At 34.5% G+C, this 24,746-nt stretch carries 23 protein-coding genes and 1 other RNA gene; 10 read left to right on the top strand and 14 right to left on the bottom strand.

Translation table 11 applies throughout. The annotated features are described in order from the left end of the window. The 3 genes from fliD to CLAN_RS03285 are packed head-to-tail and all read left to right on the top strand — an operon-like array spanning position 1 to position 2,457. Positions 1–1,857 (top strand): flagellar filament capping protein FliD, encoded by a 1,857-nt coding sequence (fliD, locus tag CLAN_RS03295; protein WP_100590586.1) that lies wholly within the window; start codon positions 1–3, stop codon positions 1,855–1,857. Positions 1,858–1,867: 10 nt separating this feature from the next. Then, positions 1,868–2,245: a flagellar export chaperone FliS gene (gene fliS / locus CLAN_RS03290; protein WP_096013360.1), complete on the top strand. Its 378-nt coding sequence runs from the start codon at positions 1,868–1,870 to the stop codon at positions 2,243–2,245. After that, complete coding sequence (locus CLAN_RS03285; protein WP_096013361.1) at positions 2,242–2,457, top strand: hypothetical protein; 216 nt, start codon at positions 2,242–2,244, stop codon at positions 2,455–2,457. Before fliS ends, CLAN_RS03285 begins: the two co-directional genes overlap by 4 nt. Here CLAN_RS03285 and rnpB read toward each other — a convergent pair. Further along, an RNA gene (gene rnpB, locus CLAN_RS03280) (RNase P RNA component class A) lies at positions 2,455–2,777 on the bottom strand. The two genes, CLAN_RS03285 and rnpB, sit on opposite strands and share 3 nt — an antisense overlap. A 224-nt stretch (positions 2,778–3,001) precedes the next feature. Between rnpB and CLAN_RS03275 the strand changes: the two genes are divergently transcribed. Together CLAN_RS03275 and CLAN_RS03270 are read left to right on the top strand one after the other, a co-directional pair. Next, positions 3,002–3,862 carry a cytochrome-c peroxidase gene (locus CLAN_RS03275; protein WP_415270427.1) on the top strand — a complete coding sequence of 287 codons (861 nt, stop codon included), beginning with the start codon at positions 3,002–3,004 and terminating at the stop codon, positions 3,860–3,862. Then, positions 3,849–5,648 (top strand): methyl-accepting chemotaxis protein, encoded by a 1,800-nt coding sequence (locus tag CLAN_RS03270; RefSeq protein WP_100590584.1) that lies wholly within the window; start codon positions 3,849–3,851, stop codon positions 5,646–5,648. The genes CLAN_RS03275 and CLAN_RS03270 overlap by 14 nt, the downstream gene beginning before the upstream one ends. 386 nt (positions 5,649–6,034) lie before the next feature. On the opposite strand, the gene truD is transcribed toward CLAN_RS03270, so the two are convergent. Genes truD through CLAN_RS03255 form a run of 3 tightly spaced genes read right to left on the bottom strand, consistent with a single transcriptional unit; the run spans position 6,035 to position 8,332 of the window. Beyond that, the gene (gene truD / locus CLAN_RS03265; RefSeq protein WP_100590583.1) at positions 6,035–7,177 is read right to left on the bottom strand and encodes a tRNA pseudouridine(13) synthase TruD; all 1,143 of its coding nucleotides are present in this window, start codon (positions 7,175–7,177) and stop codon (positions 6,035–6,037) included. Next, positions 7,155–7,973 (bottom strand): thiamine-phosphate kinase, encoded by an 819-nt coding sequence (locus tag CLAN_RS03260; RefSeq protein ID WP_100590582.1) that lies wholly within the window; start codon positions 7,971–7,973, stop codon positions 7,155–7,157. The genes truD and CLAN_RS03260 overlap by 23 nt, the downstream gene beginning before the upstream one ends. After that, positions 7,952–8,332, bottom strand: a complete 381-nt coding sequence (locus tag CLAN_RS03255; RefSeq protein WP_100590581.1) for a type 1 glutamine amidotransferase family protein — start codon at positions 8,330–8,332, stop codon at positions 7,952–7,954. The genes CLAN_RS03260 and CLAN_RS03255 overlap by 22 nt, the downstream gene beginning before the upstream one ends. 93 nt (positions 8,333–8,425) lie before the next feature. Here CLAN_RS03255 and CLAN_RS03250 point away from each other — a divergent pair, with 93 nt between their 5' ends. Both CLAN_RS03250 and CLAN_RS03245 read left to right on the top strand, forming a co-directional pair. Continuing rightward, positions 8,426–8,803, top strand: a complete 378-nt coding sequence (locus CLAN_RS03250; protein WP_100590580.1) for an HIT family protein — start codon at positions 8,426–8,428, stop codon at positions 8,801–8,803. A 63-nt stretch (positions 8,804–8,866) separates the two neighbouring features. Further along, a complete protein-coding gene (locus CLAN_RS03245; protein WP_100590579.1) occupies positions 8,867–9,433 on the top strand; it encodes a YceI family protein in 567 nt (188 codons plus the stop codon). Between the two features lie 40 nt (positions 9,434–9,473). Here CLAN_RS03245 and CLAN_RS03240 read toward each other — a convergent pair whose 3' ends face one another. From CLAN_RS03240 to CLAN_RS03220, 5 genes are all read right to left on the bottom strand, one after another. After that, a complete protein-coding gene (locus CLAN_RS03240; protein ID WP_096016484.1) occupies positions 9,474–9,911 on the bottom strand; it encodes a Dps family protein in 438 nt (145 codons plus the stop codon). Positions 9,912–9,993: 82 nt separating this feature from the next. Beyond that, positions 9,994–11,208 carry a glucose-6-phosphate isomerase gene (locus CLAN_RS03235; protein WP_100590578.1) on the bottom strand — a complete coding sequence of 405 codons (1,215 nt, stop codon included), beginning with the start codon at positions 11,206–11,208 and terminating at the stop codon, positions 9,994–9,996. Further along, positions 11,195–12,025, bottom strand: coding sequence for a UTP--glucose-1-phosphate uridylyltransferase GalU (gene galU / locus CLAN_RS03230; RefSeq protein ID WP_096013371.1), 831 nt, complete (start codon positions 12,023–12,025; stop codon positions 11,195–11,197). The genes CLAN_RS03235 and galU overlap by 14 nt, the downstream gene beginning before the upstream one ends. A 63-nt stretch (positions 12,026–12,088) precedes the next feature. Then, a complete protein-coding gene (locus tag CLAN_RS03225; protein WP_100590577.1) occupies positions 12,089–13,072 on the bottom strand; it encodes a sensor histidine kinase in 984 nt (327 codons plus the stop codon). Beyond that, on the bottom strand, positions 13,065–13,877 hold the full coding sequence (locus tag CLAN_RS03220; protein WP_232045860.1) for a DUF234 domain-containing protein: 813 nt from the start codon (positions 13,875–13,877) through the stop codon (positions 13,065–13,067). The genes CLAN_RS03225 and CLAN_RS03220 overlap by 8 nt, the downstream gene beginning before the upstream one ends. Before the next feature lie 79 nt (positions 13,878–13,956). Between CLAN_RS03220 and CLAN_RS03215 the strand changes: the two genes are divergently transcribed. The 3 genes from CLAN_RS03215 to CLAN_RS03205 are packed head-to-tail and all read left to right on the top strand — an operon-like array spanning position 13,957 to position 18,409. Continuing rightward, complete coding sequence (locus tag CLAN_RS03215) at positions 13,957–14,541, top strand: disulfide bond formation protein B (protein WP_100590576.1); 585 nt, start codon at positions 13,957–13,959, stop codon at positions 14,539–14,541. Then, on the top strand, positions 14,538–16,616 hold the full coding sequence (locus CLAN_RS03210; RefSeq protein WP_100590575.1) for a dynamin family protein: 2,079 nt from the start codon (positions 14,538–14,540) through the stop codon (positions 16,614–16,616). Before CLAN_RS03215 ends, CLAN_RS03210 begins: the two co-directional genes overlap by 4 nt. Beyond that, positions 16,610–18,409, top strand: coding sequence for a dynamin family protein (locus tag CLAN_RS03205; RefSeq protein WP_100590574.1), 1,800 nt, complete (start codon positions 16,610–16,612; stop codon positions 18,407–18,409). The genes CLAN_RS03210 and CLAN_RS03205 overlap by 7 nt, the downstream gene beginning before the upstream one ends. A gap of 8 nt (positions 18,410–18,417) precedes the next feature. Here the strand turns inward: CLAN_RS03205 and CLAN_RS03200 are convergent, their stop codons facing one another. The 5 genes from CLAN_RS03200 to tyrS are packed head-to-tail and all read right to left on the bottom strand — an operon-like array spanning position 18,418 to position 24,746. After that, positions 18,418–18,933 (bottom strand): hypothetical protein, encoded by a 516-nt coding sequence (locus CLAN_RS03200; protein ID WP_086224736.1) that lies wholly within the window; start codon positions 18,931–18,933, stop codon positions 18,418–18,420. Positions 18,934–18,972: 39 nt separating this feature from the next. After that, on the bottom strand, positions 18,973–20,838 hold the full coding sequence (gene mnmC / locus CLAN_RS03195; RefSeq protein WP_100590573.1) for a bifunctional tRNA (5-methylaminomethyl-2-thiouridine)(34)-methyltransferase MnmC2/FAD-dependent 5-carboxymethylaminomethyl-2-thiouridine(34) oxidoreductase MnmC1: 1,866 nt from the start codon (positions 20,836–20,838) through the stop codon (positions 18,973–18,975). Continuing rightward, positions 20,835–22,445, bottom strand: coding sequence for an N-acetylmuramoyl-L-alanine amidase family protein (locus tag CLAN_RS03190; protein ID WP_100590572.1), 1,611 nt, complete (start codon positions 22,443–22,445; stop codon positions 20,835–20,837). The genes mnmC and CLAN_RS03190 overlap by 4 nt, the downstream gene beginning before the upstream one ends. Beyond that, positions 22,429–23,541 (bottom strand): nitronate monooxygenase, encoded by a 1,113-nt coding sequence (locus tag CLAN_RS03185; RefSeq protein WP_100590571.1) that lies wholly within the window; start codon positions 23,539–23,541, stop codon positions 22,429–22,431. Before CLAN_RS03185 ends, CLAN_RS03190 begins: the two co-directional genes overlap by 17 nt. Then, on the bottom strand, positions 23,541–24,746 hold the full coding sequence (gene tyrS / locus CLAN_RS03180; RefSeq protein ID WP_232045882.1) for a tyrosine--tRNA ligase: 1,206 nt from the start codon (positions 24,744–24,746) through the stop codon (positions 23,541–23,543). The genes CLAN_RS03185 and tyrS overlap by 1 nt, the downstream gene beginning before the upstream one ends.

Here is a 24,746-nt window from a genome sequence, read left to right as displayed (position 1 = left end):
ATGGCAATCAATACTGAAAAATCACAATTAGGCGTCGGTAGTGGCAATATCCTAAGCTGGGATACTATAGATAAACTCAAAGAAGCAGATACAAAGGCTCTAATCAAGCCATTAGAAACAGAGATACAAAGCAATCTAACCAAACAAAAGGATCTAACCGCTATCACCACGCTACTAAGCACATTTAAATCAAATGTATCTAATCTAACTGGTGATAGCACATATCTAAAGCGTGAAGCTAGCACAAGTGGTAGCGGTAGCGTCTCAGTATCAGTAAGCTCTGGTGTAGCGGAGCAAGAGTTAAATCTAAGTGTAGAGCAGTTAGCTAGTCAAGACTCATTTCAATCTAAAAAATTTAGCTCAAGAACTGATAGTGTATTTACTCAAGATGTTAGCTTTGGGATTAGTATCGGTGGTAAGGATTATGTGATTGACGCAGATTCTACTACTACACTAGAGCAATTGGCTGAAAAGATCAATGAAGCCACAGATGGCAAAGTCCAAGCTAAAATTTTAAATGTCGGTGGGGATGAGCCATTTAGATTGATTATCCAATCAGCCGAAACTGGAGAGGCAAATAAAATTAGCTTTTATAGTATTACAAATTCAAGTAGTAGCAATACAAGCTCTGATAGCACTCTAGAAGCTTTAGGATTTTATTTTGATAAATCTAGTGGAAGCGGAGAAAAAGATAGCTACGGCAATGAGATTAATAGATTAACTCTAAAAGATCCTAGCACTCTACAACCTGATCAACAACAAAAAGCCGGCTCTCAAATCTCCAAAGCACAAGATGCGAAATTCAAATATAACGGCATAGATATCACTAGAAGCTCAAATAAAGTTGAAGATCTAATCTTAGGTGTTAGCTTAACTTTAAATAAAGTAGATAAAGACGGCGAAAGCACAAATTCATCTATCAAGCAAAGCACCAAAGGGATACTAGAAGATATCAAAGCGATGGTGGATTCTTTCAACTCATTAATGAATAATATAAATGAAGCTACCAAATATGATAGCGAAACTGGCCTAGCTGGGACATTTCAAGGTGTAAGAGAGATAACTTCTATATCAAGCGAGCTAAATAAGATTATAAATGGCGTAAGCAAAGATGGTAAATCCTTAGCTAGTTTTGGTATCACAGTTACCAAAGATGGGCTTTTGACTATGGATTCAACCAAAGTAAATGATATGATAACTACAAATTTTGATGAGTTTAAAAATTTCTTTAGCTCTGAAACTAAATTTACCAATGTCACCGCAAAAGGCGATAAAGCAATTGATTGGAATAATGATATAAAAGGCACACTGACCATTAATGGTGTAGATATAAGTATCGATATCCCAAAAGATTATACCGCCGGCGGCGCTACTAACACTGGTGGCACAGGAGATGAAAAAGATAAGAAAAACGCCCTATTAAAAGCCATCACCAACGCATCTGGCCTAAGCAATATATCAGCCTCATTTGACAAAGATGGAAAACTAGTCTTAAAAGGCTCAGGTGGCACAAATATCGAGATTAAAGGTGATTCAACATTTTTAGAGAGTTTAGGCTTAAAAGAACAGAAATTAGAGGGCAAAACAGAAGTTGTGGGTGGATTTTTCAAAGGTTTAAATGATACGCTAAATGGCTTAATCGGCACAAATGGCACCCTAACAAAATATGAAAATAGTCTAACAAGCTCACACAAATCTCTAACCGAAACTAAAGAGAAAAGACAAAAAGAGCTAGATACAAAATACACCACAATGGCTGAAAAATGGTCACAATATGATACTATCATTGCTAAGCTAGAATCTCAAATGAATACTGTAAATGGTATGATCGAGGCTGCAAGAAATGCTAACAAATAAAGGAATACCAATGCCATCATCTAACGCCGCTTATGCGGCTTATAGCCAAAATAACATGGGGATTGACTCCCCACAAAAGTTAGTAACTATGCTATATGAGGGAATTTTACGCTTTATATATAGAGCCAAAAAAGCGATGGATTCTGGCGATATAGAGAGTAAGGTGCTATTTTTAAACAAAACAAATGCGATATTTTTTGAGCTAATGAATTCGCTAGATATGAGTCAAGGCCAAATCAGTGAGTATCTCCAAGGGTTATACGGCAGACAAATTCAGCTAATCTCTGAAGCCAATATCACAAATGACCAAAGCAAATTAGACGAAGTCGTCCATGTAACAAGAGAGCTTTTAGAAGCGTGGAGAGATGCAACAAAGGATGATAAATGAATTGGCTCGATGATTTTAAATCCGCTTTGGTAAGTGAGAATTTAGATAGAATAGAATACCTTATAAACAACTACCCACCAAAGCTAAGCCAAGAAGAATTAGAATGTACCGCATCGCTTTTAAAGGGTGCGATCGAGTTATTTAAAAAAAAGCAAAAAGAGCTTGAAGTAGAGCTAAATAAGGTTAAAAAAGCTAAAAAATACGATCTTTAATGCGGTGCGATTATAAGCCGAGTTCTGTTATGACGGTCATTTATCTAGATTTGATTTTGGATCAAATTCAAGCGAAGGGTTGAATATAAGACTCCAAACCACCCCTTCTTGCTGCGAGTTGGGTTTACATAGCTACTAATATCTCTATTAGCACTGGTGGGCTCTTACTCCGCCGTTTCACCATCACCACTTGCGTGGTAGTTTGCTTTCTGTTGCACTATCCCTTGAGTTGCCTCAGCCACCCGTTAGGTGGAACTCTGTCTTATTGCAGCTCGGACTTTCCTCAAGACTATAAGCCTTGCGACCATCCATCGCACCGATTTGTAATTTTACCTAAAAATAACTTAAATTTACTATTAGTTTTTTATTTGTTTTAATAAATTTTATAAGATTTTAATTCAATTTAAGGCATAATTTTAACTTTTAAATTTAAATTTTTAAATTTAGTTTCACTGTATAAGGAGATAAGATGAAAAGAGCGATAATCATAGCTTTATCAGCCTTGACAATATGTAGTGCTCAAACTGAGATAAATCAAAATCAGATGATTACGCCTATTCCTGATAGTATCCCATATAACAAAGAAAAAGCAATGCTAGGAAAGCAGCTATATATGGATACTACACTATCAGCAGACGGGAAAGTTTCGTGTAATACCTGCCACGATACAAAGACCTTTGGTGTGGATAATCAAGTATTTTCAACTGGTATAAATGGAGTTATGGATACCCCTTTTAACTCGCCAACTACATTCAATGCGGCATTTAATTTCGTTCAATTTTGGAATGGCCGAGCTAAAGATTTAGCTGATCAAGCTAGAGCGCCTTTTACTAATCCGCAAGAGATGGGACTAAATGATGAAGCTGAAGTTATAAAGATAATAGAGCAAAATCCTGATTATGAAGCTAAATTTAAGAAAATTTATGGTGAAATAAATATGGATAATATCACTGATGCTATAGCTGAGTTTGAAAAGACATTAATCACCCCAAATGCTCCATTTGATAGATACCAAAAAGGTGATGAAAATGCCATTAGTGAAGCAGCAAAAAGAGGCTGGAATGCCTTTAAAACTAATGGTTGCGTAGCTTGTCATCAAGGTCAAAATATCGGTGGGACAATGTATCAAAAGATCGGAATTTTCGAGCCATATCCAAATCAAGAGAATTTGGGTCGCTATGAGATTACAAAGGTAGAATCTGATAAAATGGTCTTTAAGGTCCCAAGCCTAAGAAACATAGCCAAAACAGCCCCATACTATCACGATGGTAGTATTCCTACACTTGATGCGTGCGTGCAATTTATGGCTTATTATCAATTAGGCAAATTCCTAGATCAGCAAACAGTAGAAGATATAGTCGCATTTTTAGAGAGTTTAACAGGGGAATATAATGAACAATTCTAGAAAAATCACTTTTTTAAAGCAGTTTATCGCACTTACTGTGCTTGTGTTGATATTTATTTTTATTCTTTTGATATTTATTTTTAATAATTATAGATCCGCTCTAAAAAATAAAGAGATAACAATGGCTACGCAACATCTACAAATTTATGATCTACAAATCGATCATGTATTCAAAACTAGATTTAATTTCATAAACTACGACCAAAGCGTAATCAATAGCAATAAATTTAGAGAAACTTTAAAATATTTAGCCACTTTGGATGTAGATGCTAATATGCTAAGCTCAATATCTAAATCATTTGAGGATAAGCAGATACAATTAGAGAGATTTAAATCAGCAAATTCAATCGCTATAAACTCAAAAGCATATCTATTCACTCTAAGCCACGATATAGATAAATTAGTAGTGGCAAACCCAACTCCAGAAAACCTAGCTCTATTAGAGGCGATGGATCAAATCTTAGCCATTGTATCAACTCAAAATATATTGGCTAAAGATGTTTTAGATACGCTTAATGAGCTTGTTAAAAAGGTAGATCAAGCTAGATTAGATGATAGTGAGCTATTAAATTTATTTAAAAAGCACTACTCTATGATGTTAAGCCAAATCAGCGTAATGCAAGATAACTCTACCCTATACCTAAATCAAGAGCTAAACAAAAAATTAACCAAATTTGAAACCATAATCGCAAATCAAATAGAAGAAAACAACAAAAACCAACTATATATCTCAATTATAGTATTTGGTGTAACCTTGCTTATATTTGCGTTATTTATATATTTGACACTTGTCAAAGTAGTTATCCCAACTAAAAATCTAGAATCGCTTAGCTCAAATTTAGCAAGCAACAGAGCAAATCTTAACTCTCGCTTAAAAATAGACCCAAAAAGCGAATTAGCCACTAGTGCTGGATATATAAACAAATTTATCCAAATAGTCCAAAACTCCGTCCTAGAAGCGATCGATAGTGCAAATAGCAGTCATAAAAACTCAATCTCTTTACAACAAAACGCACATAAATTAAAAGAGAACTCACTTCACCAACACGAACAAGTAGCAAGCGTACAAAAATTGACAATCTTACTAAACGACACTATAAATTTAAATAAACAGCTTGCCAATGACGCTACGGCCAATATGCAAGATCTAAAAAATCTTATGAATACCGTAGAAAACACGCTTTTAGAGCTTATAAAATTAATAGAAGTAAGTAGCCAACAAGAGAACGAAGTGGTAACAAATATGGATCAACTCGTTCAAAGCGCAGATACAATCTATAGCGTGACTAACTCTATTAAAGATATCGCAGACCAAACCAACCTTCTAGCACTAAATGCCGCTATAGAAGCTGCTCGTGCTGGTGAGCATGGTAGAGGCTTTGCCGTTGTGGCTGATGAAGTCCGTGCCTTAGCTGAAAAAACTAGCAAATCACTAGGTGATATCAATATCATAGTCCAAACCATAGTCCAACAAGTAAATAACAATAAATCGCTAATGGATGATATCCATCTATCAATGGGCAATACATCATCCAAGGCCGCAGATCTCAAAAATGAGATAGTCCATTCAATAAACAAACTAGACTCTGGTATCAAATCTACCAAAACAGTAGAAGAAAAATCCAACGACGCTAAAGATAGAATGGCGATGCTAAATAACAATATAGATAAAGTCAGCACCGCAGCTACTCAACTCACAGAATTAGCCACTCAAATAGAGTCTTCATCAGATGAAATCTTAGATAGTGCTACCAAACTTAACAACAAACTATCAAGCTTTAAATAGAATTTAGCAGAGAAATCTGCTAAATTTACCTTTGTGATTTAATCTAATTTTATTTTGAATTTATACTTTATGTTTTTAATTTGCGAATTTTGGATTTAAAATTATACTTTGAAATTTGAGATTTATACGTTTAACTTATTTTAAAATTTAGTATTTCGGAATTTATGGTTTTGGAATTTTTAATTTTAATGATTTGGATTTGAAATTTTAAATTTGTGGATTTTGGGATTAAATTTTTGGTTTTAAAATTTAAATTTCTGGTTTTGAATTTTCACTTTGGATTTGTGAATTTGGAATTTAAGATTTTGTAATTCAAGATTTACAAATTTAAGTTATTTTAAAATTCCAAATTTCATAAATCAAAAATTCCAAATTTGCAATTTAAATCACAAATCCCCACCATCAAATATCTCTCTACCCAAAATCTCACGCAACAAAATTGTAGCATAACAGCCCTTTTGTAGTGTAAAACTAAGGCTAAATTGAGCCTCTTCTTCATTATAACTATACTTCATATCATCAGCCCAAACCCAGTTAAATCGCCTTGAACCACTCATAAGATTAGCAAATTCCATATTTTGAGCTATAATCTCTCTTTCTATCTCTTGTGCTATCCCACTTGACTCATAAGTCTTAAATCCCATAAGCAACCCACAACTAGTGCGATCTCTTTGGATAAATTTTTCAACTTCTAAATCCAAATTTTCACACAAAAAAAGCTTACCAAATGGATAATGCCCCATCACTTCACCGCAAATTAGCTTAAAAAACTGCTTTTGGCGTTTTAAATTTTTGATAGTATCAAGGTCAAATTTATAAATCTCACTCAACTCCCTAACGCTAAAACTATCGCAAAATCGGCTAATCTCCACACGCTTGCTTAAAATGCGGTTAAAAATCTCACTTTGATACGCACTAATCAAAAAATCTCTAAGCTTTGGATTATATCTTTTTAAGGCTTTTTTATCACCTTTTGAAATTGCGATTAATAGCTCTTTGGCTTTTAGATAGTTATCAGCGAATTTACCAAATCTTTGATAGCCAAAGTAGTTAGCAAAGCCACGACTATCAATCAAATTTATCGCATTTTCTAGCTTTTTTGCCTCGCTTGGCAAGACCTTTTTAAGGCGGATAAAGAAGTGATTGCCCTTTAGATGGCCGATTCTTAGCTTATTATTGTGATAAATTGTCTTTATTATTTTGATATTTGGGTGAGTAAAATTATTGATTTGGCTTTCAAATTTTGATGGTATCGATATAAATTGCGTAGTCATCCCATCTTTATCCTTTAATCCAGCATAGCCAAAATCTCTGATTTTTGCCCCGGTAGCAGATGAGAATATGCTTAATGCTTCAAAGGTGCTTAAGCCCTTTTTTTGAATCTCTATCATTAGATGTTCGCCACTTCCGCTAAATTCATATAATGGAATTTCGCGCACGACAAAATCGCTTGAATTTTTACTAAAATAGGCATTAATCGGTGCGTGAGTAGTGGTAAGCAATGGCTTAAAAATGGCTGAATTTTCCATGGAATTTTGCCCTTTCGTTTATAATTTTACCTAAGATATTTAGCTTGATTCTAGATATTTTGGCTTGGTTTAATACCCTTTTGAGATTTCTAGGCGGCACGACAATTAGCATCTCATACTCTTCGCCACTGATAAACTCAATTTTAGATAGTTTTTTAGTGAATTTCACCGCTTTATTTCCTGTGATTTTGGCTAGATCGCTTGCTAATCCATCGCTGATATCCATACCAGATCTAAGCCATTTAGCACTATTTTTAATAAACTCAAATCTCAAATTTGGCTTTACAAAGCGTGAATTTGAGCCTATTTTACCACCATTTAAAAGCGTTTTAAGCCCCTTTAATGACTCACCCAATCTACCAGTATAACAGACTATATCCCCTACTTTGGCTCCATATCTGCTTAATGGTTTTTTAGAGTTTAAATGAGATATTATCGTTAGGCTAATTATCAATTTATCGCTTGAAATCGTATCGCCACCGATTATTTGAGTGTTGAATTTCGCCGCAGTTTCTTTAAGGCCGTTGCTTAACTCTTTGATATATTTGCTACTTAAATTTCTAGGCAATCCAAGCCCCAATAGAGCATACTTTGGTGTGGCATTCATCGCTATTGCGTCGCTTAAATTTACTATCATTGCTTTTGAGCTAATCTGCTTGGGGCTAAGCCAATGTGATTTAAAATGGATATCCTCAACAAACATATCCTTGCTATAAACCATATTGCCGATTACAGCACCATCATCGCCATTTAGATTGTTAGCAAAATTTGATATTACGATCTGCTCTTTATCCACTCTAAAATCGCCTTTGATGAGCTAAATTTAACTCCATTAAGCCTAGCTCCATCTAAAATTTTGCTACCATTATTTAATGATATTATATCTTTTGACTCTTCACTGCTTCTCATCCAGCTTAAAAATATACCATCATCAGCCCAAATCTCAGCGCCGCTCCCACCAGGAATAGCCACAATATCATAACCATATAAGCTCTCAGAGCTTATATGCATAGGAAGTCTAAGCCCTATCTCATCAGTAGCATCATCTCTAAAACCAATCACAACAAACTCAATCCCACACTTAACAAAAATATCATAAATTCTAGCAAAATCAAGGATATTTACACCATCATAGACTATTATACAACTTTTCATCTCATACCTTAATATTTTGCGTCATCTTATCAAAACTCCTATAAAATAGTGATAAATTTGGTATAATTTAGTAAATTTTATAAAGGTTAAATCATGATTTATAGCGATGAGTTTATCTATATTGAAGTTGAGCCAAATACCCTCCCATGGGTCAAAATCTTCACAAAGGGCGAATTTAAAGAGATTAGCCACTGCGATGATGATACTAGAAAAAGACTATTTGAAGCAGCCTTAGAGTGTGAAAAAGCGATGATAGAGTTCTATAATCCTGATAAGATTAATTGGGCGAGTTTTGCTAATTATCTGCCTAGAGTTCATATACATATACAAGCTAGATTTAGAGATGATGAGTTCTTCCCTGAGTCATTATGGGGCAAAAAACAGCGAGATAGCGTGATAAGAGATATCAAAATTGATGAATTTAGCAAATTTTTAAATAGTAGATTACAAAGAGTTTTTGATAAAATTTAAACTATTTAATATATATTATTTTTAGCTAAATATAATCATTTTACAAACTCAAAAGGAGAAAATATGAAAAAACAAATTTTAACTTCAGTTGCGGCTTTAGGCTTGCTTTTTGGTGCGGCAAATGCGACAATTTATAGCGTTGATGCGGTTCATTCTAGTACAGCTTTTAAGATCAAACACCTTCAAGTTAGCAATGTTACAGGGACATTTAGCAAATTTAGTGGAGAGCTAGATATCACAGACAAAATCCCATCTAATCTAACAGCTACAATAGAAGTAGATTCTATAGATACAAATAATCAAGGTCGTGATGCGCACCTTAAAAAGGCTGATTTTTTCGATACTGCGAAATTCCCACAAATCAAATTCGCAATGAAAAGCTATGAAAAAAGCGGAGATGGTGAAGGCAAAATCAAAGGCGATTTAACAATTAGAGATGTTACTAAACCAGTAGTGCTAAACTATGAATTTGGCGGCGTAAGCAAAAACAGACAAGGCACCGAAATAGTAGGATTTAGCCTAGAAGGCAAAATCAAAAGAAGTGATTTTAACTTTGCGCCAGATTCTAGCACAGTGGCACTTGGTGATGAGATTAAACTAAATATCGAGATTGAAGCAGTTAAAAAATAATTAATTAGTAAAGCGGTTTTAAGCCGCTTTACACCTAAGATTACGCCAAGGTTGCTTTAAGCATCCAAATTTTCTTTTCTAATTTAGCGTAGTTTTCTTGAGCTATTGCTACTGTTGTGTTATCATCAGCTTTTTGGGCTACCTCTTCTAGCTTTTTAAACTCAGCTACTAAGTATTCAAACGCAACTTTCAAAGCCTCTATAACTTCTATAGCTGTGTAGTTATCTTTGCTAATTTTTGGTGCTTTAGCAATTTTTAGAAGTTCATCAGCTTTGGTGATAGCTTTACCGCCTATTTGGATAGCACGCTCTGCCATCTCATCATAGAGCTCTGCTAACTCATCATACTCTTTTTCTGTGTATTCGTGAATTGAGAAAAATTGTAGCCCTTTGACATTCCAGTGATAATCATGAAATGCTACAAATAGGCTATGAGCATCAGCTTGAAGTTGGTTTAGTTGTGTTACTACATTTTTCATTGTTAATCCTTTATTTTTAAGTCGCATAATTATACAAATAAATAACTTAAAATCTGATAAATTAAATAATAAAATTTATTAATTAGAATTTATTATTATTTTCTAACAGCTTTTTAAGTATTCTCTTGCCTGTCTCAACACCTGGTTGGTCATAGGTATTAATACCAAGCATAACTCCCACCGCACTAGTAAGCAACTCATAATAATATATAAGCCACCCACAATGCCACTCATCTATCTTATCTAAGGCGATTTCATCAATGCTTATTAACTCACTAGCTAGGGCTTGTATGGTAGAGTGAGCTTGAGCGTTGAATATATCACTAATTGATTTAGAATTAGCAAAATCACAGCTATTTAAATACTCTAAACTCAAATTTGGCACCATGATATCGCTTTTATGATCTTTTATAGTTATAAATGTAACGGTTTTGTCTTTTATACCCTCCATTATAAGTTGTAAAAATGAGTGCTGATCCTTACTACCTACTAATCCAACAGGTGTTAGGCCAACTCTTTTATAGCCACGCTTTTTGCCAAGGCTCTCAGCCCATAGCTGAATATACCACTCATTAAAACTAGTCAATCTATCGCTATAACTAAACAAAACATTAATTTTAGCATTTTTGTGTGTTGCGTAGTGATAGGCCTTTTGTATGATTGTATCATCTCTGTTATGTAAATACTGCTCTTTTACGCTACTAGCACCATCTAGCAAGGCTTTAATATCAGCTCCACAAAGCCCAAGCGGAACCAAGCCAATAGCAGAAAGCACACTAAATCTACCGCCTACATTTTTAGGTATATTAAACACCATAGCATTTATGCTCTTAGCGTAGTTTTCCAAAGGGCTATCTGGGTCGGTTATAAATATAAAATTATTATGCTCTTTAATCTTAAATTTATCCAATAAATATTTATATATAGATATAGTTTCTATAGTTGTGCCTGATTTGCTAGATACTATAAAAATCGATTTTTGTGGGTTGATTTTGGCTGATTTTTGCTCTATGCTAAATGGGTCGAGATTATCTAAAAATATAAGCTCTTTTTTTAAATTTAACATATCATAAAGAGCCTTCACACCAAGAGAACTACCGCCCACGCCGATCAAAACCACACTATCAAAATCGGTATTTTTGATATTAGAAATAGAGCTTACTAGCTCATTTATCTCAAGCTTTGGTAGATGATAATAACCGATTTCTCCATCATTCATCTCATCATTAATGCGTCTTGTGTAGCTATTAATGCTACTTATATTTTGCTTATGAAATTGAAGTCTATTTTCTACCATTTTCGCTCTCAAAAAAGAAATTTGTAGCCTCTACAAATCCACTCACACTACCACAATCAAATCTTCGTCCCTTAAATTTATAGGCCAAAACCATATTATTTTGAGCCTGTTTTAAGAGTGCGTCTGTGATCTGTATTTCGCCATTTTTACCTGGATTTGTATTTTCTATAATGTCAAAAATATCAGGAGTTAATATATATCTACCGATGATAGCTAAATTTGTAGGGGCATCCTTTGGGTCTGGCTTTTCTATCATATCATTTACCATTATCAAATCATCTTCTATAAATCTACCATCTACAACGCCATAGCTACTTACATTTTCTTTAGGTACTTCCATTACCGCAACTATGCTACAACGATACTTTTCATAGATTTTTACCATTTGAGAAAGCACATTTTCACCATCTTCATTTACACATAAATCATCAGCCAAAATCACCCCAAAAGCCTCATCTCCCACAAGCCCCTTACCGCTATAAATAGCGTCCCCAAGGCCTCTCATATGCATTTGACGAGTGAAGGTAAAGGTACATTGATCCATAAGCTCTCTAATATCATTTAGTAGATACTCTTTGCTACTCCCTGATATCTGATGCTCAAGCTCATAACTTATATCAAAATAATCCTCCAAAGCTCTCTTTCCACGCCCTGTAACAAATGCCATATTGCTCATACCGGCCTCTCTAGCCTCATCTACGCCATAGTGGATTAAGGGCTTTGTAAGGATCGGTAACATCTCTTTTGGCAGACTTTTAGTCGCTGGTAAAAATCTAGTTCCATATCCAGCAGCCGGGAAAAGGCAGGTTTGTATCATTAAATAATCCTTATAATAAATTAAATTTGACAAATTTACACTAAATTTACTTAAAATATAATTTTAAGGGATAGTTATTGTAAAAATTTTAGGCTCACTTTGGACTGATACAGAGCCTTTGTGTGCATTGATAATCTCCAAACTTAGAGCTAGGCCAAGGCCATTGCCTTTTAATTTTGTTGTCTTAAAAGGCTCAAATATCGCATCACTAGGCAATTTCACCCCACTATCACTGATATAAAAATGGTGCGATCCATTCTCAAATTTATGCTCCAAACTCACGCTCCCAATCTCATCATCGCTCTCTTCAATCGCATCAATAGCATTAAATATAAAGTTACTAAACACCAAATCAAGCAGATCTATATCACCGCATATAGCCCCATCAAATCCACTAAATTTAAACTCAATCTCCTTGCTAAAAGCATATTGATTAATAGCTTCACGGCATAGAATTTCTAAATTTTCTAGCTTAAACTCAACTGCTTTTATATGGACGCCTTTGGTAAATAAAAGAGTAGCTTTGATGATTCTTTCAACTCTATAAATGGCCTTTTGAATTTCTAATATCAATGGGCGATTTTTCTCATCAATACGCTTTAAAAGCGTGCTAGTCAGCAAAGAAATCGAGCCTATGGGATTTCTGATTTCATGTGATAAATGCGCCGCTACTGCCCCCATAGAAACGAGCCTAGCGGCTCTTTTTTCATCTGTTATATCGGTGGCTAGGATTATTTGATTTTTCATACTATGAGTTATTTTGATGGCATAGACTCTATTATCAAATTCAATCTCTTGTGTGCTTTTTTGCATATTAATTTTATCTAAAATTCCCATAATCTGCTTGGCTTTATCATTGCTTAACACCACTTCGCCATCTGTGCTAATAGCCCACAATGAAGCACCTAAGCTCTCTACGATCCCTTGGGTGAATTTCTGCAAATTAGCATATGATTCGCCTAGAATTTTATACTCTTTTTCTATTAGATATGTCTGTTCTATTAGGCTTTTTAGCCCATCTTCTATGCTTTTAGTTTTATCACTCATATAGATCCTTAAAATCATCAATATCAAACAAAATCACCCTATCATCCCTAAGCCCTAAAAGCTCATTGCTAAAGCCTGATTTTGAAAATAACGCTATTTTATCCCAATTTATTTTGGATTTTTCGCACTTTTGGATTAGTAAATTTAAGATATTTTTACATATTTTTCTCTCTTTATATTTTGCCTCTGCTACTATGGTAAAACCATCATAATTGGCATAGATATCGATCTCATTTTCTCTATCCCAATAGCTTGAGATTTGCCCTTTTGGGATATTTAAACTCTTAGATAAAAGCTCGATACAAGCTAGCTCAAACTCCAGTGAGCAATAGTGATCAAACTCATTTTTTATCTCATTTATCACTATATCTTTTTGGTTGTTTTTTAAGAGATCTAAATTTGGCTCTATAAATCTAAACCAAAATCTATAAAATCGCTTTGTAAAGTGAATTTTATCTTGAATTTGGTATCTTCTAAGCTCTTTTTTTAACTTTTGGTGGCGATTTTTAATAGGTTTTATCTCCTTAGATTGCTCAATTTTAATAAATTTTTTATCCAATAGCTCGCTTATTATAGCGCTACTTAATGGTCTTGGTAGATATTTACTAGTGGCAAATCTCTTTCTATCGCCCTTTGCTAGACGCATTAAAAATCTTTTTGTCTCATCATAATCAAAGCTAAACTCATCCGTAAAATTATCAAATCTATCCAAAATTTCAGACTCAATCGCCACAAAAATATCATCATAACCACTCATAACCCTATCAAAAACAAAATAAAATTGTAGATATTTTATGGTTTCCAACTCATCCTAGCCTTTTAAATTTACAAAATTATAGCAAGATTTGGTTATAATAATCAAAATTCAAACAAATGGTATCTTAATGAGTAGAAATTTATGGCTATTTAGCGGCATTTTTATGCTTTTTTGCGTGGCTGTGGCGCACTTTGTTTTACAAAATTACTTTTATATGCGCCCTTGCGTTCAATGCGTTTATATACGCTATTATATGGCGATTGCGAGCTTTGGTGCGATTTTGATAGCGCTGTTTTACAAGTCAATTTGGATATATATGGCTGGATTTTTGATCTTTATATATGGCGTAATTTGTGGGATTTTAGAAGGTTTGAGATTAAATGCGATCCATCAAGCTATATTAGATTCTAATCCATTTGGCGTAAAGGGCTGTTTGGATAGGCCAAAATTTGAATTAAATATCGCTTGGGACGAGATTTTGCCATCGCTATTTAAAGCAACTGGGCAATGTGGATTAGATATGCCAATGGTGCCAACTGATATTAAGCTTGATGCCATTCAAGGCTATTTTGTGAGCCTATACCAAGATGGTTGGTATCTAATCCCAAGTTTAAAACTAATAAATATGGCGCAAATTTCAATTATTATTTTTAGTGTAGCTTTGATTTTGGGCTTGATTTTATTGATATTAAGATTAAAAGGTAAAAAATGATTAAGATATTAGAGCAAATTTGGGGAGTTAAAACCCTATATGTAGATGGGAATCACCTAAGTGAATTTAATAGCGATGAAGCGGCGATAATACTTTGTATAAATCCACGAAATTATGATAGATTGATTAAATTAGATAGCTTAAAATCCATCTTTGATAGAGCAAATTTAAATCTAAATGAGTATAGCGTAGAGCTTAGCCAAGTAGGTATATTAAATGCTATAAAAGCCCTAAAAATAGATATTAACAAAGTTTTAGCTGGGCTTAATGAATTAGCTAAAAATGATATTATAGATTTTAGTGGCTACACTTTAATAAGTGAGTTTATAAACTCTCTTGAGCTTGATTTTAAAGATATCAGTGAGGCTACTGCTCAACCCTTTCACAAAAATCTTCACACGCTAAATGAGATCCATAAAATTCTAAGCGAATTTAATCTTAAAGATCTTAGCCAAAGGCTAAAAAACGCCTATGATAGCGCCAATAACTCTAAATTTAAAATAGCAGTTACTGGAGTTATCAACGCTGGTAAAAGTAGCACTTTAAACGCTTTGATGAATAAGAAAATTCTAGGCGCATCTAATATCCCTGAAACGGCGAATTTAAGTGTCTTAACATATAGCGAAGATGAATTTGCCAAAGTATGTTTCTGGTCGCCTGAGGAGCTAAAATCGATGGATTTAGAACCAAAAATCCTAAAAGACAAAATCATCCCAATAGATGAGCTAAAGTCCTACACGACAGCTTCTAATGAGATTAGCAAGATGGTTAAAGAGGTGATTTTGGGGATTAAATTAGATATTTTAAAAGATGGAATTGATATAGTTGATACTCCTGGCCTTGATGATGCGGTGGTATTGCGTGAGATTTTAACAGCTAATTATATGAGTCAAAGCGATTTTACACTTCATTTAATGAACGCTAGTCAAAGCGCAACAAAAAAAGATATGGCATTTATAGTAAATACTCTAAAAAATGGTAAAAGCGCAGGCCTAATCATCGCTCTTACGCACATTGATAAGCTTAGCCCAAATGATATAAAAGAGGTTTTAAACTACACCAAAAATAGCATAAAAACCGAGCTTAGTGAGTGTGGGTTTGATGAAAGCTTGGCTGATGAGACGAAGTTTTTTACCATTTCAGCGATTAAAAATATCGGAATAGATGAGCTAAAAAGCTATCTTTATGAGAGCTTTTTTGGCTCAAATTCTAAAAAGGCAACCCTAATTATCGATAACTACAAAAAAGAGCTTTTAAATATCGCAAATTTAATAGAAGATGATCTAAAAGCACAAAAAACAGCCCTAACTTCAGATACCTCCACAGCCAAAGAGCTTGTCAAATCACTCCAAAATGAGATAGATGAGATAAGCAGTGCCACAAATAGTATAAATAGCGAACTTGAAAATCTACTTAAAAGATTAAATTATGATAACGAAAATAGCAACGCAACCCTAAAATCCATAAGCGCTAAAATCAAAGATAGAGTAATCAGCGATGTCAAATACGCCACAAATAAAAAAATCAAGCTAGATACCGCTAGACTTGGAGTGATTATAGAGAGTGGTTTTAATGACTCTTTTATAGATTTTTTCAGAGATTTTAAGCAACAAATCAGCAAGGATATTGACTCTGCTAATAAAATTTTAGAGCTAAAACTTGGGGCGAAAAATGCGAATTTGAATCTGCCAGATATTAGGGGCTATATAGACCAAAATCTACCTAAAATCAACTACGAAATTTTAAATAGCGATGTAAATAAAGCTATAAAAAATGATAAAAATATTGAGATTATAGGGGCTAATTTAATCAAAATTTTTGATGATTTTATAGTGAGTTTAAATCTACCAAACCAACTTAGCAAACTAGCTAGTGCTTGTACAAACGAGTATATAAATGGTATTAAATTTGAGTTAAACGCTATGAGAGAGCATCTACAAACCAAAGAAGAACAGATAAACAAACTAGCCAAATCAGCCTTTGAAAATATCAAAGACAAAGAGCAATTAATAACCGATATAGATACCAAAATATCGCAATGCCAAGAGATCAAAAATAGGATAGAGCTATGCTAAAAGAGTTTATAAAAGAGTATAAAAGAGTATATCAAATCAGCTTTGATGATGGATTTTTAGGTGAATTTGAGAGATTTTGTGCTTTTATTTGTGAGCCGAAATTTCACCCTAGTAAGGAGCTAATCGAGAGATTAAACTTCCTTAGCCTACTAAGCCACGAACCACCGCTTGTAGCGATTGTCGGGCAGTTTAGTAGCGGGAAATCAAGCTTTTTAAACGCACTTTTAGGTGCTGATATATTACCAACTGGGGTTGTGCCAGTAACCGCTAAGCCTACATTTATCAAGTACGCACCAAATTATATGCTTAAAATTCTACACAATGATGGTAGAGATGAGTATAAAAATATAGATGAGCTAAGTGCCTTTGTAGATCAACGCCACGCCCTAAAAGATGTCAAAAATCTCACAATTTACGCACCAAATGAACTACTTAAAAAGATAAGTTTCATCGATACCCCTGGGCTAAATTCAAGAAGCGACGCTGATACCAATGAGACTAAAATGATATTAAAAGAAGCCGTAGCTTTAATTTGGATTAGCTTAATCGATAATGCCGCTAGAAAAAGTGAGCTAGATGAGCTAACTCTCATCCCAAATAGCCTAAAACAAAACGCAATTGCCCTATTAAACCAAAAAGATAAATTAAGTAGCGATGAGATAACTAGAGTTTTAGCCCACGCCAATCTCACATATAGCAATTATTTTAGCTCTGTTGAGGCCATCTCAGCTAAACTCCAAAGAGAAAATAGCGGCGATAGTGGATTTGAAGCGGTCTTTAAATTCCTAAATAAAATAGCAAACACAAAAGAGGATTTTATCAAAGCAACTTCGCAAGAGATACTCCTCTCATCACAAAATCAAAATTTAAATTTCATCAATATCTTAGATGAAATTTCAGATATTTTCACTAAATTTCAAAACAAAACCAATCTCAAATTTAGCGAGCTAAAAGAGAGCTATAACTCTAAATTTGAGATATTTTTTGAAGCTATCAAACAAAATGCCGCCCTAATCGCAAATAAGATTAACTCCGCTTTAAAAAACCAAAAATCCGCCTATTATAAAGAAAAAACCGGCTTTTTAAATAAAAATAGCTTTGAGAAAATTGAGTATGAAAGAGTTAGTTTAGATATAGATGAAATTTTGGCTAAACTAATCTATAACGATGAGAAATTTACCAAGATATTTAAGAAATTTAAGCGAGATTTAAGCGAATTTCAAAGCGAAATCCTAGCTGATTTACAAGCTATTTTTGATGAGTTAAAAGAGCTAACACTTCGCTATAAAGCCAAATATGAAAGCCTTAGAAAATCTGACCCACTCCACTCAGATCTACTATTTGCTGATATTCGCAAATTTTCAAGTGAGGTTTATTCTCTATTTTTAAGCGATATTGAAACTCTATTTTTGGCTAAATTTTCAAATTTAGAGCTATTTTTTGAAAGAGTATTTATCAAAGTTAGTGCTAACTATCAAAACGCAATTAGATTAAGTGTAAATTTCATCGCCCAAAAATGTGAAAAAAGTAGCAAAGATTATGAGTCTGACCCACTTGCTTTTAGCCTCTATTATCCTAGACTTAGTGAGATAAATGAGAGAATCTTAAATGAGTTAAGTTACTATGAATTTGAGAGTGAATTTACTGGTAACTCCACATTTATCACCAAATTCATAAACTCACTCCAAGCCCAAACAGAGCAATTAATGGATAAAAACCAAACCTACATAAACTCATTAAAAGCTAAATATAAAGGCGATCTTGATGAGCTTAGCAGTTTTAGCTGGTCTTGATGGCAGAGTCAATCTGCCAAATCTTCAAAATCAACAAAATTATCTATAAATTCATTTGCCAAAAACTTAGCATAGATATGGCTCTCGACCATACTTTTAAACTCACTAAATTTACTCATATCGCCATCTTTTAAAGAGCCTAAAAGAGTTAAAATCTCACTATTATCTATATGTGAATTTATAAATTTTATAGCTCCACTTCTATATGACTCGCCATTTTCTATAGCTAAAACAGCTCGTAAAATCTCGCCATTTACGCTATTTGCCGCCCCAGAATACGGCACCAAAACCTTATACATATACTCTATACTATCCTTAGCGCCAAAGCAGTTTGGCTCCAACCTAACGCCATTTTCATCACACCAAATTCTATATGTCTCATCGCCTACAATGCTATCAAATCTCTTGCCATCCTTGCTAGAACACTCCCAGCATCTATCAAAGCACTCATCATTCCAGCCATTTAAAGCAAAAAACCTACCATCGCACTCCACAACTGCTATTTGCGTATCTTGCCAATACATTTTAATCCTTTTATAAGCTTTTGGTAATTTTAACTAAATTTATAATTGACTTAGCTTATTATTTTCGCTACTTGATTTTACTAAGCCTTTTTTTAGTTTTCTAATTAGAAATCTTGATGGATTTAGAGCATTGATTATGCTCTTTTTAACGCAAATTTGACGCCCCAAAACCATATCTAATAGCATATTAGCCCCCAAAATTCCAGTGCTAAGCCCCCTTGATCCGTGAGCTGCTGATATCAAAATATTTGGATGGTATATCGGATTTTGGTGAGTTGATTTAGCCTTTGTCCATAAGAGCGAGCTATAAATTCGCATATACTCACTAGCATTATGTATCCCGCCAATTATAGGAAATCTATCCCCGCTATAACCCCTAAATCCAACATTTGAGCCAATTATATCTATATTTTTACCATCTATAAACTCACTTACCAAAGCCAAATTTGACTCATCATCACTATCCCTAGGCAAGGCATACTCATCACCCCTAGCGTAACTAGCACCTATTAGCTGAATTTTATTAATCGCCTTTGTGATATATCCCCTAGCGCTAAGTGGTCTATTGAGATTTATAAACTCACTTACCATCGTAGTCTGCCCACGAACGCTGCTAAGTTGCATATATGGATCATTAAACTCACTTATAAAAAGCTCCATAGCCCCATTTCCATTAGCAAAAATCACCAAATCCGCCCTAACCCCATTTAGTCCATCAAAGCCAATCTCATAGCCACTACCAAGGCGTTTAAGCGATTTTACTTCGTGATTATAGAGTATATCAAGCTCCTTAGCTAGGTTTTGGCAGAGATTTTTAGGCATAATTTGCATAGCTAGGCTTATATTTGCCTTAGGATATTTATCGCTACTAATTGTAAAAAATTCGCTTTTGTGGTTGAATTTACTAAGCATTTTACCATTTATCAAATACTCATCACATCCACAAAAATCCACAAACTCACCACCAAAACGGCTATAAAATTGCCTAGCTAATAAAAATGAGCTAATATGCATATCACCCAAAACCACCCCAGGCTGTGTAATGAGTGGCGCACAAACACCAGCCAAATTTGAGCTAGCACCGGCGGCGGCTTGGTCTTTGCTCTCAGCTACGACTACTTCAAATCCAGCATTTTGAAGCATAGTCGCTATGGATAATCCAGCTATACCAGCACCAACTACCAAAACTCTATTAGGCTTTGTGATAGTTGGTGGATCAAACCAAATTTGCTTTTTTATCTTAGATTTTGGAGTTATACAGATCGCTTTTAACATCTCTCGCTTTTTATGATAGCCCTTTAATTTATATATCTCAAATCCATTTTGACTAAGCCTATCACGCACAAATCTAGCAGTGCTAAAACTCCTGATAATCGCATTTTTGTTAGAATAAGCGGCTAAATTTGATATGAACTCTTCGCTCCACATTTGCGGATTTTTGCTAGGGGCAAAACCATCTAAATACCATATATCAGCCCTAAAATCACACTCATCTAAAAACTCCAAAATATCACCAAAATATATATCAATAGTGATATTTGAGTCTAAATTAATCCTTAAAAGAGAATTTGGGATAATATAATAACTATCCAAAAACTCCCCATATATAGCACCATCAAGCCCAAGATCACTATAGATAGTATTTAACTCATCTTTAGTAAATGGATACTTTTCAACTGCGATATAGTGTAGGCTCTTTTTATTTAGAGTTTTAAACTTTTTAAGAGTACAAAAGAGATTTAGCCCCGCACCAAATCCAGCCTCAGCCACCACAATTTCATCTTTATCTACCTCATCTAAGGCACTACTATAGGTATATTCGCACTCTTTTAAAGGCTCATAAGTATTAAAATATATATCATCAAATTTAGAGTTATAAAGTGTGTTATTTTGGTAATTTATCATTGATTTTTCGCAAAATAATCATCAATTCCATCTGCTATACCAAGAGCGATTTTATCTGTGTAGCTTTTGTTTGATAGTAGTTTATGATCATTTGTATGAGTTATATATCCAGCCTCTATCAAAACAGCAGGCATCAAAGCCCCCACCAAAACCCAAAATGGAGCCTCTCTAACGCCACCATCTACGACTTTAAATTTAGATTTAACCGCACTTAAAAGATTTGATTGGACATCAATAGCAAGTTTATTAGATGCGATGATCTTTTCTCTATTTAAGAAATTTAGATAGCTAATTTTAGTGAAATAATTCATCTCATCAGTATCAGCTTTATTTTCCAAATTCGCAGCTTGCATACTTCGCTCACTTCTAGTCGGGCTTAGAAAATATGTCTCGATACCTTGCATCTCTTTGGCTTTTTTCTCATTTGGAGCGGCGTTTGCGTGAATAGAGATGAAGATATCGGCCTTTTTTTCATTAGCAAAGCTTGTGCGATCTCTAAGATTTATAAATTTATCATTGCTCCTTGTATAATAGACTTTATATCCACGATTTTTTAGTATTTTACCAGCTTCTAGCGCTATATTTAAGACAATATTTTTTTCATATAATTTATTTTTGCCCACAGCCCCAGCGTCCTTACCACCATGTCCAGCGTCTAATACTACAATCTTTCCTTTAGCTTGATTTGCTACCTTAGTTGGTGTTTTTTGGCTATTTTTTTGTGTTGTTGGTTTTTTATCTGTTTTTGACACTGCTTTTGTGGTGGCTTTTTGGGTTGTGTTTTTGCTATTTTTGAGTGTGAAAATTATGCTATTACCATCAAATTTATACTCTATATCCTGCTCTTTATCATCGGTAAAAACAATTCTAACTCGCTCTTTATTAAATTGCGCTACCCTTATTTGATCTGAAATTTGAGATTTTTTATTCTCATATTTGGTAGTTAATACCCCATCAAATTCAAATATCTTGCGATATGATTTACTCTGATTTAGCTCAGAACTCTTGATATCAATCTTATTGCTATTGGTATTTAAATTCACGACAAAAGCATTTTTGGAGCTTGATAGCGATAGAATTTTGGCTATTTGATTGCTTTTGTTTTCGCTTTTCGCCATGGTTTTTACTGCCGTTTTTGTTGCGGCTTTTGCTTCAGCTTTTGCCGGTGTTTTATTATCTGTTTTATTTTGACTTTTCTCGTTCGCTTTGGCTTGAGCTTTTTCTTGCTTTGTGGCTTGAGCTTTATTTTGGGTTTTTGCTTGATTTTTTGTTTCAGTTTTATTTTGGGTTTGGATTTTATTTTCTGCGGTGGCTTTAGGCTTTTCATCTTTTTTATTTTCTATACTTTTTAGCTCTTTGGCATATACGCTATCATCAACCCCAAGTATCTTAGCACCGCTAACTAATCTTTTTAAGCTCTCTAATTTTAACTTCTCATTATCATTTAATATCGAGTTTAGATACACTCCTTTTAACTCATGATAGATTTGAATTCTATCTTGCTTATTTGCCTTGGTAAATTTATTATCAAAATCATCAAAAACACCACCACCAAAAGCAAAAATAGCAAGAAAAAACGGCAATAAAAACTTAACTATTTTCCCCATAAACCAACTTTTTAATAAGCTCTTTAACGCTAATTATCTCATTTAGCCTATATCCATTAGCACCACTGAAAAATAGCCCCGTTTCTTTATTGCCACTTACAGCATCATAGAGCCTATCAGCGATACAATACCCAACTTGCTTAGCCTCTTTGCCCCTTTGGCATGGAGAGACGCAGTTGCTAATACACTGAATTTTAGGCCCAGCCTTTTTATCTACTAGATCAAGTAAATTTGTCTGAATCCCACGAGCCGGATATCCAACAGGGCTTTTAATAAGCCTAATATCCTCTTTTTTAGCCGCTAGCAAGACCTCTTTAAACCCATCAGCAGCATCGCACTCATAAGTCCCGATAAATCTAGTCCCCATCTGTACGCCACTCGCTCCAAGATTTATAACCTTAGCTATATCATCATGATCCCATATCCCACCAGCTGCCACCACAGGAATAGGATTTCCGCCTATATCAGCCCATTTAGATGCTTCATCTACAACAGGCTGAATCAAATTCTCAAGCTGATAGTTTGGATCCAAGCACTGCTCATATGTAAATCCCTGATGTCCGCCACTAAGTGGCCCTTCTAGCACCACAGCATCTGGTAGTCTATTATATCTATCATACCATCTTTTACAAATTATCTTTAAAGCCTTAGCCGAGCTAATGATCGGCACCAAAGCCACATCGGCAAACCCCTTAGTAAGCTCAGGCAAATTCGTAGGAAGTCCAGCACCTGAAATTATGATATTAATGCCGTGTTCGCAAGCATCTTTGACTATTCTAGCATAATCATTACTAGCACACATTATATTAGCAGCTAACGGTCTATCTCCACAAATTTTACGCGCATTATCGATTATAGCCTTAAATCCCTCTCTAGAGTAGAAATTCACACTATCATATGGTTTTGAGTTTAGCTCTTTAGTGATGTGAGCTCTATGCTCATAATATCCAGTACCAACAGAGCTGATAACACCTAAACCGCCATTTAAACTGACATTACCAGCTAATTTATTCCAGCTTATGCCAAGTCCCATACCGCCTTGGATAATAGGGTATTTGATCACATATTTTCCGATTTTTAAACTTTTTAATTCCATTATTTTACCTCTAATCTAGCATAAGCTTTTTTACCAACTTGTAATACATACTCACCCTTAGAAAGTCTAAGCTGCTCATCGCTAATTTTGGCCTGATTTACACTAACAGCATTTGCCTTAATATGGCGACGAGCATCTGAATTTGACCCAACTAACTTACACAAACTAAGCGCTTCAACTATCCAAATATCATCAGCATTAATCTCAAATTTAGCCATATCGCTTGGCAATTCACCCTTAGCATGGACTCTATTAAACTCATCTCCAGCAGCCTTAGCAGCCTCTTTATCACTAAATCTAGCTGCTAACTCTAAAGCCAAATTCTCCTTAGCAACCTTAGGATGCAAAGCTCCGCTTTTAACATCATTTTTAAGCTTCTCAATCTCATCACTACTTAAACTACTTAATAGCTCATACCAAACCCACATAAGCTCATCACTAATACTCAAAGTTTTAGCGAAGATATCCTTAGCAGATTCAGTAACACCGATATAGTTACCAAGGCTTTTACTCATTTTATTGACACCATCAAGACCAACTAGAAGTGGCATCATGATGATAGCTTGTTCTTTTCCTATATTATATGTGCGACCAAGAGTTCTACCCATTAAAAGATTAAATTTCTGATCCGTTCCACCCATCTCTATATCGCACTTCATCGCAACGCTATCATAACCTTGTAAAAGTGGATACAAAAACTCACTTATAGCTATAGGAGTTTCAGCCTTATATCGCTTAGTAAAGTCATCACGCTCAAGCATTCTAGCTACATTAAATGTGCTAGCAAGTGCGATCAATCCATCAGCACCAAGGCTATTTAGCCAAGCAGAATTAAACATTACTTCAGTTTTACTTTCGTCTAATATTTTAAAAACTTGCTCTTTATAGGTTTTGGCATTTTGCGCTATAACATCATCACTCAAAATCTTTCTAGTAACGCTTTTACCAGTTGGATCACCGATTTTAGCAGTGAAATCACCTATCAAAAATTGAACGATACCGCCGTGATCTTGAAGTAATCTCATCTTATTCAACACCACTGTATGACCTAGATGAAGATCAGGGGCAGTCGGATCAAATCCCGCCTTGATATAGAAATTTTTACCATTTTCATAGTAATCTTTAATCAATTTTTCAATTCTCTCATAATCAATTATTTCAGCGGTTCCACGCTTGATCTCACTCATAATTTTAGCTATCATAAT

The sequence above is a fragment of the Campylobacter lanienae NCTC 13004 genome (assembly GCF_002139935.1).
GTDB classification, from domain to species: domain Bacteria; phylum Campylobacterota; class Campylobacteria; order Campylobacterales; family Campylobacteraceae; genus Campylobacter; species Campylobacter lanienae.
This window is presented reverse-complemented; position numbering and strand designations above follow the sequence as displayed.

Bases quoted from the DNA above. Each gene is read 5' to 3' on its own strand.
- fliD (WP_100590586.1), top strand. From the start codon at position 1: ATGGCAATCAATACTGAAAAATCACAATTAGGCGTCGGTAGTGGCAAT.
- fliS (WP_096013360.1), top strand. From the start codon at position 1,868: ATGCCATCATCTAACGCCGCTTATGCGGCTTATAGCCAAAATAACATG.
- CLAN_RS03285 (WP_096013361.1), top strand. From the start codon at position 2,242: ATGAATTGGCTCGATGATTTTAAATCCGCTTTGGTAAGTGAGAATTTA.
- CLAN_RS03275 (WP_415270427.1), top strand. From the start codon at position 3,002: ATGATTACGCCTATTCCTGATAGTATCCCATATAACAAAGAAAAAGCA.
- CLAN_RS03270 (WP_100590584.1), top strand. From the start codon at position 3,849: ATGAACAATTCTAGAAAAATCACTTTTTTAAAGCAGTTTATCGCACTT.
- truD (WP_100590583.1), bottom strand. From the start codon at position 7,177: ATGGAAAATTCAGCCATTTTTAAGCCATTGCTTACCACTACTCACGCA.
- CLAN_RS03255 (WP_100590581.1), bottom strand. From the start codon at position 8,332: ATGAAAAGTTGTATAATAGTCTATGATGGTGTAAATATCCTTGATTTT.
- CLAN_RS03250 (WP_100590580.1), top strand. From the start codon at position 8,426: ATGATTTATAGCGATGAGTTTATCTATATTGAAGTTGAGCCAAATACC.
- CLAN_RS03245 (WP_100590579.1), top strand. From the start codon at position 8,867: ATGAAAAAACAAATTTTAACTTCAGTTGCGGCTTTAGGCTTGCTTTTT.
- CLAN_RS03240 (WP_096016484.1), bottom strand. From the start codon at position 9,911: ATGAAAAATGTAGTAACACAACTAAACCAACTTCAAGCTGATGCTCAT.
- CLAN_RS03235 (WP_100590578.1), bottom strand. From the start codon at position 11,208: ATGGTAGAAAATAGACTTCAATTTCATAAGCAAAATATAAGTAGCATT.
- galU (WP_096013371.1), bottom strand. From the start codon at position 12,025: ATGATACAAACCTGCCTTTTCCCGGCTGCTGGATATGGAACTAGATTT.
- CLAN_RS03225 (WP_100590577.1), bottom strand. From the start codon at position 13,072: ATGAGTGATAAAACTAAAAGCATAGAAGATGGGCTAAAAAGCCTAATA.
- CLAN_RS03215 (WP_100590576.1), top strand. From the start codon at position 13,957: ATGAGTAGAAATTTATGGCTATTTAGCGGCATTTTTATGCTTTTTTGC.
- CLAN_RS03210 (WP_100590575.1), top strand. From the start codon at position 14,538: ATGATTAAGATATTAGAGCAAATTTGGGGAGTTAAAACCCTATATGTA.
- CLAN_RS03205 (WP_100590574.1), top strand. From the start codon at position 16,610: ATGCTAAAAGAGTTTATAAAAGAGTATAAAAGAGTATATCAAATCAGC.
- CLAN_RS03200 (WP_086224736.1), bottom strand. From the start codon at position 18,933: ATGTATTGGCAAGATACGCAAATAGCAGTTGTGGAGTGCGATGGTAGG.
- mnmC (WP_100590573.1), bottom strand. From the start codon at position 20,838: ATGATAAATTACCAAAATAACACACTTTATAACTCTAAATTTGATGAT.
- CLAN_RS03190 (WP_100590572.1), bottom strand. From the start codon at position 22,445: ATGGGGAAAATAGTTAAGTTTTTATTGCCGTTTTTTCTTGCTATTTTT.
- CLAN_RS03185 (WP_100590571.1), bottom strand. From the start codon at position 23,541: ATGGAATTAAAAAGTTTAAAAATCGGAAAATATGTGATCAAATACCCT.